This window comes from Streptomyces cupreus, assembly GCF_014257025.1.
Lineage (GTDB): Bacteria > Actinomycetota > Actinomycetes > Streptomycetales > Streptomycetaceae > Streptomyces > Streptomyces cupreus.
Genome location: NZ_JACMSF010000041.1, coordinates 58,371 through 70,103, shown reverse-complemented (window position 1 = coordinate 70,103; position 11,733 = coordinate 58,371). Strand labels below are relative to the sequence as shown.

General features: G+C 71.4%; 13 protein-coding genes and 2 pseudogenes. 8 read left to right on the top strand and 7 right to left on the bottom strand.

Features of this window, described 5'->3' with window-relative positions; all coding sequences use genetic code 11:
* Nucleotides 1-49: 49 nt before the first annotated feature.
* The 3 genes from H4N64_RS30790 to H4N64_RS30780 are packed head-to-tail and all read left to right on the top strand — an operon-like array spanning nt 50 to nt 2,649.
* Nucleotides 50-835, top strand: coding sequence for an SDR family oxidoreductase (locus tag H4N64_RS30790; protein ID WP_186285709.1), 786 nt, complete (start codon nt 50-52; stop codon nt 833-835).
* A gap of 15 nt (nt 836-850) precedes the next feature.
* Nucleotides 851-1,462, top strand: coding sequence for a TetR-type transcription factor C-terminal domain-containing protein (locus H4N64_RS30785; RefSeq protein ID WP_186285708.1), 612 nt, complete (start codon nt 851-853; stop codon nt 1,460-1,462).
* A gap of 17 nt (nt 1,463-1,479) precedes the next feature.
* Complete coding sequence (locus H4N64_RS30780; protein ID WP_186285707.1) at nt 1,480-2,649, top strand: acetyl-CoA C-acetyltransferase; 1,170 nt, start codon at nt 1,480-1,482, stop codon at nt 2,647-2,649.
* On the opposite strand, the gene H4N64_RS30775 is transcribed toward H4N64_RS30780, so the two are convergent.
* From H4N64_RS30775 to H4N64_RS30755, 5 genes are all read right to left on the bottom strand, one after another.
* Nucleotides 2,635-3,243 (bottom strand): SIMPL domain-containing protein, encoded by a 609-nt coding sequence (locus tag H4N64_RS30775; protein WP_186285706.1) that lies wholly within the window; start codon nt 3,241-3,243, stop codon nt 2,635-2,637. The two genes, H4N64_RS30780 and H4N64_RS30775, sit on opposite strands and share 15 nt — an antisense overlap.
* A 70-nt stretch (nt 3,244-3,313) precedes the next feature.
* Complete coding sequence (locus H4N64_RS30770; RefSeq protein WP_186285705.1) at nt 3,314-4,378, bottom strand: NAD(P)H-dependent flavin oxidoreductase; 1,065 nt, start codon at nt 4,376-4,378, stop codon at nt 3,314-3,316.
* The gene (locus H4N64_RS30765) at nt 4,378-5,094 is read right to left on the bottom strand and encodes a CoA-transferase subunit beta (RefSeq protein WP_186285704.1); all 717 of its coding nucleotides are present in this window, start codon (nt 5,092-5,094) and stop codon (nt 4,378-4,380) included. Before H4N64_RS30765 ends, H4N64_RS30770 begins: the two co-directional genes overlap by 1 nt.
* A complete protein-coding gene (locus tag H4N64_RS30760; RefSeq protein ID WP_186285703.1) occupies nt 5,091-5,900 on the bottom strand; it encodes a CoA transferase subunit A in 810 nt (269 codons plus the stop codon). Before H4N64_RS30760 ends, H4N64_RS30765 begins: the two co-directional genes overlap by 4 nt.
* 5 nt (nt 5,901-5,905) lie before the next feature.
* Nucleotides 5,906-6,655 (bottom strand): enoyl-CoA hydratase family protein, encoded by a 750-nt coding sequence (locus tag H4N64_RS30755; RefSeq protein ID WP_186285702.1) that lies wholly within the window; start codon nt 6,653-6,655, stop codon nt 5,906-5,908.
* Between the two features lie 53 nt (nt 6,656-6,708).
* On the opposite strand from H4N64_RS30755, the gene H4N64_RS30750 reads away from it, so the two are divergent.
* Together H4N64_RS30750 and H4N64_RS30745 are read left to right on the top strand one after the other, a co-directional pair.
* Complete coding sequence (locus H4N64_RS30750; protein ID WP_186285701.1) at nt 6,709-7,449, top strand: SDR family oxidoreductase; 741 nt, start codon at nt 6,709-6,711, stop codon at nt 7,447-7,449.
* A 77-nt stretch (nt 7,450-7,526) separates the two neighbouring features.
* Nucleotides 7,527-8,432, top strand: coding sequence for an SDR family oxidoreductase (locus tag H4N64_RS30745; protein WP_186285700.1), 906 nt, complete (start codon nt 7,527-7,529; stop codon nt 8,430-8,432).
* Nucleotides 8,433-8,484: 52 nt separating this feature from the next.
* On the opposite strand, the gene H4N64_RS30740 is transcribed toward H4N64_RS30745, so the two are convergent.
* Entirely contained in the window at nt 8,485-9,366 is an 882-nt protein-coding gene (locus H4N64_RS30740) for a hypothetical protein (protein WP_186285699.1), read from the bottom strand.
* A gap of 162 nt (nt 9,367-9,528) precedes the next feature.
* Between H4N64_RS30740 and H4N64_RS30735 the strand changes: the two genes are divergently transcribed.
* Complete coding sequence (locus tag H4N64_RS30735; RefSeq protein ID WP_260860070.1) at nt 9,529-10,329, top strand: S1 family peptidase; 801 nt, start codon at nt 9,529-9,531, stop codon at nt 10,327-10,329.
* 79 nt (nt 10,330-10,408) lie between these two features.
* On the opposite strand, the pseudogene H4N64_RS30730 reads toward H4N64_RS30735, so the two are convergent.
* Nucleotides 10,409-10,953: pseudogene (locus H4N64_RS30730) on the bottom strand (beta-galactosidase); the annotation flags it as partial.
* On the opposite strand from H4N64_RS30730, the pseudogene H4N64_RS30725 reads away from it, so the two are divergent.
* Together H4N64_RS30725 and H4N64_RS30720 are read left to right on the top strand one after the other, a co-directional pair.
* A pseudogene (locus H4N64_RS30725) lies at nt 10,953-11,273 on the top strand (helix-turn-helix transcriptional regulator); the annotation flags it as partial. The pseudogenes H4N64_RS30730 and H4N64_RS30725 sit on opposite strands and share 1 nt — an antisense overlap.
* A 20-nt stretch (nt 11,274-11,293) precedes the next feature.
* The gene (locus tag H4N64_RS30720; protein WP_186285698.1) at nt 11,294-11,644 is read left to right on the top strand and encodes a chorismate mutase; all 351 of its coding nucleotides are present in this window, start codon (nt 11,294-11,296) and stop codon (nt 11,642-11,644) included.
* Nucleotides 11,645-11,733 lie beyond the last annotated feature (89 nt).

Below are 11,733 nucleotides of genomic sequence, written 5' to 3'. Positions count from 1 at the left end.
CGGCCGCCAGTCCTTCCCTAACAAGTGTTTGGTAGGTTAGCGTGCTCCTATGACAGGCGTCGAGAGCCCGGCGTACGTACCCGGGCACGGGCTGCTGCAGAGCCGTACCGCCGTCATCACGGCGGCCGCGGGCGCGGGCATCGGCGGGGCCACCGCGCGGCGGTTCCTGGAGGAGGGCGCGCGGGTGCTGATCAGCGACGCGCACGCCCGGCGGCTGAAGGAGTGCGAGGCCGAGCTGACCGGCGAGTTCGGCGGGGAGTCGGTGGCCGCCGTGCCCTGTGACGTCACCGACGAGCGGCAGGTCGGAGCGCTGTTCGACGCGGCTTTGGAGGAGCACGGACGGCTGGACGTCGTCGTCAACAACGCCGGGCTCGGCGGGACTTCGGCCCTGGTCGACATGACCGACGAGCAGTGGTCGCGGGTGCTCGACGTGACGCTGAACGGCACCTTCCGGTGCACCCGGGCCGCCCTGCGCCGGATGCGGCAGAGCGGCGGGGTGATCGTCAACAACGCTTCCGTGCTGGGCTGGCGCGCGCAGGCCGGGCAGGCGCACTACGCCGCCGCGAAGGCGGGCGTCATGGCGCTGACCCGGTGCGCCGCGCTGGAGGCCGTCGAGTACGGGGTGCGGGTCAACGCCGTCGCACCGAGCCTCGCCATGCATCCGCACCTGGCGAAGGTGACCTCGCCCGAACTGCTGGAGGAACTCACCGCGCGCGAGGCCTTCGGGCGGTACGCCGAACCCTGGGAGGTGGCCAACGTGATCGTCTTTCTGGCGTCCGGCTACTCCTCGTACCTGACCGGAGAGGTCGTCTCCGTCAGCAGCCAGCACGCGTAGGACGAGAATGGATCCGTGCCGACCAAGAAGAAGCCCCAGGTGACCGCCGCCCCCGCCCGGCGCCGCGAACTCCTCGACACCGCCGCCGAGGTCTTCGCCGATCAGGGCTACAACGCCACCACCGTACGCAAGATCGCGGACCACGCGGGCATGCTCGCGGGCAGCCTCTACTACCACTTCGACTCCAAGGAGTCGATGCTGGAGGAGATCCTGCGCACCTTCCTCGACGAGCTGTGGGACGGCTACGACACCGTCCTCGGCGCCGAGCTGGGGCCCCGGGAGACCCTCGAAGCACTGGTCACCGAGTCGTTCCGGGAGATCGACCGGCACCGCGCCGCCGTCGCGATCTACCAGAAGGAGAGCAGGCAGCTGGTGGCGCAGGAGCGGTTCGCGTTCCTCGCCGAGTCCCAGCGCCGGTTCGAGAAGGCGTGGCTGTCCACGCTGGAGCGCGGGGTCGCCGCCCGGGTCTTCCGGGCCGACCTCGACGTCCGGCTCACCTACCGGTTCGTGCGGGACACGGTGTGGGTCGCCGCGTCCTGGTACCGGCCCGGCGGACACCACAGCCCGGAGGAGATCGCCCGGCAGTACCTGTCGATGGTGCTGGACGGGATCGCCGTACGCACGTAAACCACTGGGGAGTTGCCATGGCCGAGGCCTATATCGTCGAAGCGGTCCGTACGCCCGTGGGGCGGCGCGGTGGAGGGCTCGGCCAGGTGCATCCGGCCGACCTCGGTGCCCATGTGCTGAAGGAGCTGGTGGCGCGTACGGGCGTCGATCCGGCGGCCGTCGAGGACGTCGTGTTCGGCTGCCTGGACGCCGTGGGGCCGCAGGCCGGGGACATCGCGCGGACCTGCTGGCTGGCGGCCGGGCTGCCCGAGGAGGTGCCGGGAGTGACCGTCGACCGGCAGTGCGGATCCTCCCAGCAGGCCGTGCACTTCGCCGCGCAGGCCGTGCTCTCCGGCACCCAGGACCTGGTCGTGGCCGGGGGCGTGCAGAACATGTCGATGATCCCGATCGCCTACGCCACCCGGCAGGCCGCCGAGCCCCTCGGGCTGACCCAGGGCCCCTTCGCGGGCAGCGAGGGCTGGCGGGCGCGGTACGGCTCGAAGCCGGTGAACCAGTTCGTCGGCGCCGAGATGATCGCCGCGAAGTGGGGGATCAGCAGGCGCGACCAGGAGGAGTTCGCGCTGCGCTCCCATCAGCGGGCGGTCCGGGCGATCGACGAGGGGCGCTTCGACCGGGAACTGGTGGCCCACGGCGACGTCGTGGCCGACGAGGGCCCGCGCCGGGACACCTCGCTGGAGAAGATGGCCGCGCTGAAGCCGGTCGTGGACGGCGGCACGATCACCGCCGCCTGCTCCTCGCAGGTCTCCGACGGCGCGGCGGCCATGCTGCTCGCCTCCGAGCGGGCGGTGCGCGAACACGGGCTCACGCCACGCGCGCGCGTGCACCACCTCTCGGTGCGCGGCGAGGACCCGATCCGGATGCTCACCGCGCCGATCCCGGCCACCGCGCACGCCCTGAAGAAGACCGGCATGACCATCGACGCCATCGACCTCGTCGAGATCAACGAGGCCTTCGCGCCGGTCGTCCTGGCCTGGCTGAAGGAGACCGGCGCGGACCCCGAGAGGGTCAACGTCAACGGGGGCGCCATAGCCCTGGGGCACCCCTTGGGAGCCACAGGCGTGCGGCTCATGACGACCCTGCTGCACGAACTGGAGCGCACCGGCGGCCGGTTCGGGCTCCAGACCATGTGCGAGGGCGGGGGTCAGGCCAATGTGACGATCATCGAGAGGCTGTCAGTGGCCGAGTGAGAAGCCGAGCACCACCCCGGCGGCCACCTGCACCATCCCCGGTGCGAGGTCATTGGCGGAGGCACCGCCGCCACCGCCACCGTGCCCACGGTACTGACGGAACTCGTACGACTCGGCGTCCACGTCCTGGATGTGCACGACAGGGCCCAGATGCACGCCCGCCGCCTCCGCGTACACCTCGGCCTTGCGGCGGGCGGCGGCCACCGCCCTGCGGCGCGCCTCGTCCCGCAGCGCGGGCTTGTCGTGCACATCGAACTCCACGCTGTCGATGCTGCGCGCACCGGCCTCCACCACATCCACCATGAGCTGCTGGAGGTCGTCCAGCGCCTCGCTCTCGATGACGTACTGGGCCTGGCAGAAGTAGCCGAGGAACTTCCGCGTGCCATTGGCATGGCCGTACTCCGAGCTGAGCCTCAGCCGGGAACCCGACACCGAGGAGTCGGCTATGCCATGCCCGCGCAGCACCTCACGCAGCCGGGTCACGGCCGCGCCCGCCTCGTGGAACGCCTGCTCCGGGGCGGGCTCCAGCACCTCCACGCCCAGCTTCACACGGACCAGCTGGGGCTCCGCCCGCACCTCGCCCGCGCCGAACACTCCCCCACGCTCGGCTTCGCTCGCGCGGGCGGTACCCCCATTCGCCCCCAGGGCTCCTTGATCGTCTCAGTCATGCGCGCATTGAAGCACCGCCCGCCGAGAGCGCGCCCACGGTTCGCGCGGCCTCGGCCATGATCCGCTCTACCAGTTCCTTGCACGACGGCAGGTCGTCGATGACTCCGGCGACCTGTCCGGACGCCATCACCCCGAGATCCGTACGGCCGTCCACCATCGAGGCCTTGAGCAGCATCGGTGTGTTGGCCGCGAGCAGCACCTGGCTCCAGGTGAGGTCCTTGCCGTGCCGCAGCGCCCGCCCGTCCTGGATCATCCGGCGCCAGGTCAGCCCCGAGAGCCGCCGGAAGCCCGCGGCCCGCCGTACGGCCTGGAACAGGGCTTTCGCACGGCCGGAGTTCTCCAGGGACTCGACCAGTTCCGTACGGAGCATGCGGTGCGGCAGACCGTCGACCGCCGTGGTGACGGTGACGTCCCGGACCGTCGCCGCCAGATAGCGCGCCTTCACCGCGTCCGGGACCGTCGAGTCCGAGGTCAGCAGGAAGCGGGTGCCCATGGCGACGCCCGCCGCCCCATAGGCGAGCGCGGCCACCAGACCCCGCCCGTCGAAGAACCCACCCGCTGCCACCACCGGAATCCGCACGGCGTCCACCACCTGCGGCAACAGCACCGTCGTGGCCACCTCGCCGGTGTGCCCGCCGCCCTCCCCGCCCTGCACGATCACCGCGTCCGCGCCCCAGCCCGCGACCTTCTCGGCATGCCGCCGGGCGCCGACGGTCGGGATCACCACCACCCCTGCCTCCTTCAGTTCGGCGATCAGGCCGGGGGAGGGCGCGAGGGCGAAGGAGGCGACCCGGACGCCCTCGCCGATGATCACCTGGATACGGTCCCCGGCGTCCGAGGCGTCCGCGCGCAGATTGACGCCGAAGGGCGCGTCCGTACGGAACCTGACCTCGCGGATCGCCTCGCGCAGCCGGTCGACGGTCATCGTGGCGGAGGCGAGGATGCCGAGCGCGCCCGCGTCGGCCGTGGCGGAGACGAGACGAGGGCCCGCCACCCAGCCCATGCCGGTCTGCACGAGCGGATGCCGGACCCCGACCAGCCGGGTGAGCGCGGTCTCCATCAGCGGTCCACCTCCCGCGCGCGGGTGTTCTCCGGGTCGATCTCCTCGCGGATCAGGCGTAGTTCCCCGGGGGAGGGGTCGCGGGTGTACGGCACCTCGTCCGGGACCGTCAGCGCGAAGCCCGTCGCCTCCCGGACCTCCTCGACGCTGACCCCTGGGTGCAGCGAGGCCAGCCGCATCGAGCGGTCGGGGGTGGCGAAGTCGAAGACGCCGAGGTCGGAGACGACGCGCGGGATGTGGTGGTACCGGGCGCCGGCGGCATGGTCGTAGCCGACTCCGCAGACCATGTCGACGCGCTCGACGAAGACGCGCCGGGAGTGGCGGGGGATCCAGTAACTGGTGGGGTTGTTGAGGGTGTTCACCGGTGCCCCGCGCACACCGAGGAGCTGCCGCCTGGGCCTCGCCCACTCCCCGACGCAGGAGATGTTCTGGTTGCCGAAACGGTCGATCTGGCTCGCGCCCATCATCACGTGCCGCCGTCCCCCGGTGACCAGGGTGAGGTGCTGCCGGTACGGCAGCCAGCCCTCGACGGTGCCGTCCGGGCGGACGAGCATCGCCTCGCCGTCGGTGAGCAGCAGGTCGGGGGCGAAGGTCAGCCGGGCGAGGCGGGCACCGACAGAGGGGATCAGGCCCATGGGGCTCGCGAGGATCTCGCCCGCGCCGCGCCAGGCCTCGGCGCAGGCGATGACGCAGTACTCGGCGCGGGTGGCGGTCATGCCGTCCTCCCGTCCTTGAGGTACCGCTCGGCGAACTCCGGCCAGGGCGTGGTCGCGTACTCCCGCTGTACGGCCTCGTCGCGGCCGTAGTCGGGGGCGCAGGAGGTGAAGTGGGCGCCGTACGGGGCCTCGATCACGCCGGTGACGGTGTGCCGTTTGATCAGCAGGGTCTGGGGTGTCGCCTCCTTCGTCAGCTCGGCGGTGTCGACGATCCGCTCACAGGAGACGTACGCGGTGTCGGCCGCCTCGCAGAACAGATCGTCGAAGTACGGGTCGGGGCCCAGATACTGGCCGTTGCCCCGCCGGTCGGCGCGGTTGACGTGGACGAGGGCCGCGTCGAGCCGCAGTGCGGGCATGGCCACGAAGGTCTCACCGTCCTCGTACGGCGAAGTCACCGTGCGCAGGCCGGGGTTGACCCGCATCACGTCCGAGCCGAGTCCGGCGCGCACCGGGAGGAAGGGCAGCCGGCTGGCGGCGGCGCGCAGGCCCCACAGGAACATCGCCTCGTCGATCTCGGTGAGTTCGAGGGTGCCGTGCTCGCGGGCCGCGCGGTAGTGGGGTTCGAGGGGGATCGAGTCGAGGGTGACAAAGGGGGCGACGAGCCTTCGGATACGTCCGGCGGCGGCGAGCATGCCGACGTCGGGGCCGCCGTAGGAGACGATCGTGAGATCGGTGATCTCGGCGCGGAGCAGTGCTCTCACCAGGGCCATCGGCTTGCGGCGGGAGCCCCAGCCGCCGATGCCGAGGGTCATGCCGTCGGACAGCCGGGACGCCACGTCGTCGGCGGTCATCGTCTTGTCGGTCATGCCGGTCACCGTCCTGGGCCTTCGGCGCCGAAGGCGTCCCGGACCCGGTCGCCGACGCCGCTCACGCTCGCCTCGTAGGTGAAGCCCTGCTCGAAGCGGTAGCTGCGGCGGACGTCGACGGGGTCGATGCCGTTGATGGCGGCCTTGGCGAGACGCAGCAGCTCGCCGTCCTTGGCGGCGATGTCCCGGGCCAACTCCAAGGCCTCCTGCTGGAGTTGCTCCCGCGCCACGACTCGCCACACCGAGCCGTGGGCGTGCAGCTCGGCCGCCGTGACCGTGCGGGAGGTGAAGTACAGGGCGCGCATGAGGTGTTGGGGGACGAGGCGGGCCAGATGGGTGGCGGCGCCCAGCGCTCCCCGGTCCAGCTCGGGGAGCCCGAAGGTGGCGTCCTCGCTCGCGACGATCACGTCGGCGTTCCCGACAAGACCGATGCCCCCGCCGAGGCAGAACCCCTGCACCGCCACCACCACGGGGACCTCGCACTCGTACACGGCCGAAAAGGCCTCGTAGCAGCCCCGGTTGGCGCCGATGAGCGCGGCCCGGCCGTGGGCCTGGATCTCCTTGATGTCCACGCCCGCGTTGAAGCCCCGCCCCGCCGCGGCCAGCACCACGCACCGCACTTCCGGGTCGCGGCCCGCCGTGCGCAGGGCGTCGGCGAGGGCGAACCAGCTGGTCACCGGGAGGGCGTTGACGGGCGGGTGGTCGACCGTGACGACACGGATCCCCTTTTCCGGGGACGAGGTGGAGACACTCATGGGCGCATCAGCTACCTTCCACCTAACGTTTGTTAGGTGGAAGGTAGCAGCGGATGGAGCTGAACGGGAAGCTCGCCGTCGTCACCGGCGGCACGCGGGGCGTCGGCGCCGGTATCGCCAGGGCCTTCGTGGAGGCGGGGGCGCAGGTGGTGGTGGGCGCGCGTCGGGCGCCGGAAGTGCCGTGCCAGGGCGCCGAGTTCAGGTCTCTGGAAGTACGGGACCCCGGATCCGTGCGTCGGTTCTTCGACGGTCTGCCCCGGCTCGACGTCCTCGTGAACAACGCGGGCGGCACGCCGTACCGGCTCCTGACGGAGGCGGACGCGGAGCGGCACGCGCGCGTGCTGGAGCTGAACCTGACCGCCCCGCTCACGGTCTCGCTCGCCGCGTACGAGCTGTTGCGGCGGGCCAGGGGGAGCGTGGTGATGATCGGCAGCGTGAGCGGCGGCCGGCCCTCGCCGGGTTCGGCGGCGTACGGGGCGGCGAAGGCGGGACTGGAGAGCCTCGCCCGTTCGATGGCGGTGGAGTGGGCGCCGGAGGTCCGGGTCAACACGCTGGTGGTCGGGATGGTCCGCACCGAGCTGGCGCATCTGCACTACGGCGGTGAGGAGGGCGTCGCGGCGGTGTCTCGCACGGTCCCGCTGGGCCGCCTGGCCGAGCCGGCGGACGTGGGCGCGGCGGCGGTCTTCCTCGCCTCGGACGCGGCCGCGTATGTCAGCGGGGCGAGCCTGCATGTGCACGGCGGCGGGGAGCGGCCCGCCTTCCTGGATGCGGCAACGGCCCGCAAGGAGGCCTGAGATGAGCGGGTGTGTGCGGGACAGGGAGAGCGCGTCGCCTTCGCCGGCGCGGGCAACTGCCCACAAGGAGGCTTGAGATGACCGGAATCTGCGACGGACGGGTCGTCGTCGTCACCGGCGCGGGCCGGGGCCTCGGCCGCGCCCACGCGCTCGCCTTTGCTGCGGAGGGCGCGCGGGTGGTGGTGAACGACCTCGGCGTCGGCCTCGACGGCACGCCGGACCCCGACAGCCCGGCGGCACAGGTGGTGGCGGAGATCCGCGAGGCGGGCGGCGAGGCGGTGGCACACGGAGGCGACATAGCGACGTCGGGGGGCGCGGCATCCTTGATCGGGACGGCCCTGGAGACGTACGGCCGCCTCGACACCCTGGTCAACAACGCCGGGTTCCTGCGTGACCGGATGCTGGTGAACCTCGACGAGGAGGAGTGGGACGCGGTGGTGCGCGTCCACCTGAAGGGCCACTTCCTGCCCCTGAAACACGCGGCGGCGCACTGGCGCACGGAGGCGAAGGCGGGGCGCACTCCAACGGCCAGGATCGTCAACACCAGCAGCGGGGCAGGTCTGTTGGGCGCGGTGGGGCAGGGCAACTACAGCGCCGCGAAGGCGGGAATCGTGGCGCTGACCCTGGTGGCGGCGGCCGAACTCGGTCGTTACGGCGTCCAGGTCAACGCGATCGCCCCGGCGGCCCGAACGAGGATGACGGAACGCACCTTCGCCGACACGATGGCGCCCCCCGAATCGGGCTTCGACGCCATGGCCCCGCAGAACGTGTCCCCGCTGGTCGTGTGGCTGGGGTCGGCGGCGAGCGCGGGGGTGACGGGCCGGATCTTCGAGGCGGAGGCGGGGCGCATCACGGTGATGGAGGGCTGGCGGAGGGGGCCCAGCGCGGACAAGGGGGCACGGTGGGATGTGGGGGAGGTGGGGGAGACGGTGCTGAAGTTGTTGGGGGAGGCACAGGCGCCAGAGCCGGTGTACGGGGCGTAGGGCTGTTCAGCCGCCCGGTGTTTGAGGCCGAGGCCCTTTCGGGGCCGAAATCCTACGTATCGCACTCAAGAACCGTCCGGCACAACCCACACCGCGCCCGTACCCTCCCCCGCACCGGCACCCGAATCCGCTGATGACAGGTAGGACAGGGAAACGACACCCGCAGCCCCCCGCCATCCGGACTGAACGTGTACGGCGCCCCCGGAGCCGGCCCGGCACGCCCGTACCGCCGGTCCCGCGCATACCGTCGCCGCCCCGCCCATCCCGCAGCCGTCAGCGGAGGCTGCTGCTCGTCGTGGCGGGCCTCCGCCATGCCCTTGCCGTATGCCACATACGCCTGCGGACTGGTGAACCACACCGAGGGATCCTCCCCGAAGACCAGCGCCCGCTTGGCGAGGACATAGCCGAACTCCTCCGGCGTCAGATACCCGAGCTTCTGCGACGACGCCCCGTCCTCCCGGTACGCGTCCAGCAGCAGCCACCCCGCGCCCAGATATGTCGTCGCCGTGTCCGTGAGGATCTCGTTGTCCCTCGTCCCGGGGAACGACAGATCCAGCCGGTGCAGATACACATGCATGATCTCGTGCGCCAGCGCCGCCCCGATGTCCCGCCGATGCTTCCGGAACCGGTCGTTCAGCTCTACGAAGTACTCGGGCCCCGCGGCGAGTTCGACATTCGCCGCATGCGTCATCTCCCGGAAGCTCACAATGATCCGGGCGTCCGGCAGCCGATAGTGCCGCACCAGCTCCCGAGCCACACGCTGGGTGCCCAGATAGAGATCATCGGTGTCGCAGAACGCCATATCCGCCGGGACCACACTGCTCGCGAACGTCTGGATGGTGTCGTACGACAACCGCTTGTACAGCGCGGTGATCGCCGCCCGCACCTTCTCCAGGTGTGGGTAGCCGTGCTCGACCGGTCCGCCGTTCGCCACGTCCGAACCCCCAAGACGCCTGAACCCGATTCCACTCTACGGGGATGTGAGGGATATTTCCCCGCTCGGGTTCCATCCCCGGTACGTGAGATCCGTCCTTGTCATGCCCCCTCCTTGATCTCCATACTGCGGGCCGCCCAACCCCCCACGAAAGGACATGCGTTGACCCATAACTCGCCCAAGAGAAGCGGCGGCCTGACCCTGGTCAAGAGAGCCGCGGCGCTCGGTGCCGTCGCCCTCGCCGTCGCCTCCCTCCAGCCCGTGAGCGACGCCCAGGCCGCGGACACCCGCGTCGTGGGTGGAACGCCCGCGGCGCAGAACGAGTTCCCCTTCATGGTCCACCTCTCGATGGGCTGCGGCGGGGCGCTCTACAAGAAGGACATCGTCCTGACCGCCGCCCACTGCATGGACGGCTCCGGCAACAACAACCGCATCACCGTCACCGCGGGTGTCAACGACCTCAACTCCTCCGCGGCGATCAAGGTCAAGTCGACCAAGGTGAAGGTGGCCCCGGGCTATGACGGCACCGGCAAGGACTGGGCGCTGATCAAGCTCGCCAAGCCGATCGACAAGCCCACGCTGAAGATCGCCACCACCGACCGCTACAACCGCGGCATGTTCACGATCGCCGGCTGGGGCGACACCCAGGAGGGCGCGGGCACCGGCACCACCAAGCTGCGCAAGGCCACGGTGCCGTTCGTCGCCGACCGCGTCTGCAAGCGCCACTACGGCAACCGTCTGGTCGCCAACGAGGAGATCTGCGCCGGCTGGACGCGCGGCAGCGTCGACACCTGCCAGGGCGACTCCGGCGGCCCGATGTTCCGCAAGGACGACGCCGGCAAGTGGATCCAGGTCGGCATCGTCAGCTGGGGCGACGGCTGCGCCCGCGCGGGCGTGCCCGGCGTCTACACCCAGGTGAACACGTTCGCCGCCGACATAGCCCGGGCCGCGTCGGCCCTGTAGGGCACGCGGTCACGGACGGCGTGAGCCGTACGCCCTCACCGTCAGGGAGGGCGTACGGCTCAACGCGTTCCGGTGCGGCTCACACGCTCTTCAGGGCGGGCGCCTGCGCCGGGGCGCTCTCGAACTCCAGCACCCGCACCTCGTTCTCCCCCTCGCCCAGCACCGGTCCCGGAACGAACAGCGCCCGCTGCGGCCCCGCCGACCAGTACCGGCCCAGGTTGAAGCCGTTCATCCACACGAACCCGCGTGTCCAGCCCGACAGTTCCAGCAGCGAAGCACGCCCGACACGTCGTCCAGGTCGTCGAGCCGCAGCCCACGCGCGCGTACGCCGTGCCGATACTGCCGCTCGTGCAGGATCCCCCCGGTGATCCCCTTGGCCTCCCCGCTGCCCCCGGCCCGCTCCCCGTCGGCGTACACCACCGCGATGTCCCGCAGCCCCCGCGCGATCAGCGGATACGGCTGCCGCGGCCCCGGCACGCCCACCTCGTAGCGCACCACACCCCGGTCCACGCCCAGCTCCTCGAACGTCGGCGGAACGGGCCCGGACACCTCCGCACCGCCACGCGCCTACAGTACGGCGGCCAGGGACGCCCAGGTGGTCAGGCGGGGGAGCGGGCCCTCGGCAGCACGCCGCCCGGTACGGCATGACCGTCGCCGAACTGCGCACCGCCGTCCGCCGCGGCGCCGGACACAGCCCCAAGGACTACCTCCTCGGCAGCCGCCTCGGCCGCGCCAAGGAACTCCTCGCCGCCACCGAACTGCCCGTCGCGGCCGTCGCCCGCCGCGTCGGCTACGACGATCCGGCCTACTTCTCCCGCCTGTTCACCCGCCGCGTCGGCATGCCCCCCGTACGCTTCCGCGCCCAGCAGGGCCGGACCGTCCCCGGTGGCTGGAGCGACCGCATTCCGGACCCGGATGATCCACCGATGATCGAGCGCCCCTGAGCCCCGTAGGGTTGTCGCTTATGACCACCAGCAACACCGGAACCGGTGACGTCGACCCCGCCGTCCGCGAGGAGCTCGCCCGGCTGCGCGACAGCATCGACAACATCGACGCGGCCGTCGTCCATATGCTCGCCGAGCGCTTCAAGTGCACCCAGCAGGTCGGCCACCTCAAGGCCGCCCACCAGCTGCCGCCCGCCGACCCGGCCCGCGAGGCCCGGCAGATCGCCCGGCTGCGCACTCTCGCCGAGAACGCCAAGCTCGACCCGGCCTTCGCCGAGAAATTCCTGAACTTCATCATCGCCGAGGTGATCAGACACCACGAGTCCATCGCCGAGGATGCCGTCAACGGCGCTGCGCCCACGGCGAACTGACCACCTCCCACCCCTCCGAGGGCGTGACACGGCCGCCCGCGCGGGGCATGCTGCGCTGTGCACTTCTTGTCAGCCGGCGGGCACAACCC